Consider the following 1,357-nt stretch of genomic DNA (forward strand, 5'->3'; position numbering starts at 1 on the left):
TGTATTATACTGAAATAGGTTGACTCTTTTAGATTAGAATAATTAATTTTTTAAATTGTGAGTTCAGGTAAATTTACATTATTTTTTCGATAGGACTTGTATTTGATATCTGGATTTAAATGTACTTCGGCTGGTTTCCTCAAATCGAGACTAAAATGTGTTCTCAGATTATTGTAAATATAAACGGCTTGTTGGGTTAGTTTTTGAGCTAGTTCTGTGCTTTTCATGGTTTGTTTTAGACCATATTCATATTTAAGTGTTCTATTGATTCTTTCGGCTACCGCGTTTTCATACGGGTCGTATTGCTCAGTCATACTCATTACAATACCATTTTCTTCAGCGAACTTCGTATACTTAGGATTACAGTATTGAAAGCCTCTATCGGAATGGTGAATGAGTTTTTGATTGGGATATTTTCTATTTTTAATAGCCATAGCAAGAGCCTTACTACAAAGTGAAGTTCTCATATGGTTATCCAGGTTATAGCCCATGATTTGCTTAGAATAGGTATCTGTGACTAGTGCTAGGTAGTTGTGGCCGTATTGTGTTTTAATGTAAGTAATATCGCTCATCCAGAGTTGTTCTGGTCGGTTAGGGACGTGGTTTTTGATCAGGTTTTTATATTTTTTATACATATGGTTTGAGTTGGTGGTCGTGATGTAATTTTTAGTTTTTGGAACCAAAAGATTGTTTAGCCTAAGAAACCGATAGAATTTGTCTCTACCTATCTTAATATCAGCGTCTATAAAGTTTTGTTTTAGTTCACTATATAGCTTGGTTCCACCAGTTTTAGAGCCTACTTTTTTACGGTAGTCTTTCACCATTTTGATCATTTTTTGTTGATCTATTTCTTTTTTCTTTTGGGCTTTAAGTCTTTTGTAAAAGGCTTGTTTGCTGATCCCAAAACATCCATAGAGCCATTTTCTTTTATAATTGCCTTTTTCTTTCGCTCTATCTCTTTTGCCAATGTTTCGGGTAATGACTTTTTTGACATATCAACTCCTGTAATAAGTTCCATATCAGCGATAATGTCTTGTTGAAAGTCTTTCTGAAACTCTAATTCTTCAATTTTTTCCTTTAACTTTTTTATCTCATCGTTTTTACTCATACCAGTATTTTGTTGCACTAAGGTACTGTATTTTCTCAACCAATAGGATATGGTTGTTCTGGGAACATCGTATTTTTTGGAAGCTTGATTGTTGGAAATGTGTCCAGTTAAGATTTGTTCAACGACTAAAAGTTTAGTCTCTAGTGTTGCTTTTTGATAGCTTTTTTTTCGCCAGTGTTCATTTTGTGTTTTCATAAGTGACTGTAATTAAATGATTAATTTTTAGTCAACCTATTTCAGGAAAGTACA

The 1,357-nt window shown here is 32.9% G+C and carries 2 protein-coding genes; both read right to left on the reverse strand.

Features of this window, described 5'->3' with window-relative positions; genetic code table 11:
• Positions 1-50 precede the first annotated feature (50 nt).
• The gene (locus FT986_RS05865; RefSeq protein WP_255505921.1) at positions 51-899 is read right to left on the reverse strand and encodes an IS3 family transposase; all 849 of its coding nucleotides are present in this window, start codon (positions 897-899) and stop codon (positions 51-53) included.
• A complete protein-coding gene (locus tag FT986_RS05870; protein ID WP_255505920.1) occupies positions 845-1,303 on the reverse strand; it encodes a helix-turn-helix domain-containing protein in 459 nt (152 codons plus the stop codon). The genes FT986_RS05865 and FT986_RS05870 overlap by 55 nt, the downstream gene beginning before the upstream one ends.
• Positions 1,304-1,357: the final 54 nt, after the last annotated feature.

Source organism: Mesonia sp. K4-1 (genome assembly GCF_008017825.1).
Lineage (GTDB): Bacteria > Bacteroidota > Bacteroidia > Flavobacteriales > Flavobacteriaceae > Mesonia.

Excerpts from the sequence above, each read along its gene's own strand:
- FT986_RS05870 (WP_255505920.1), bottom strand. The coding sequence starts at position 1,303 with ATGAAAACACAAAATGAACACTGGCGAAAAAAAAGCTATCAAAAAGCA.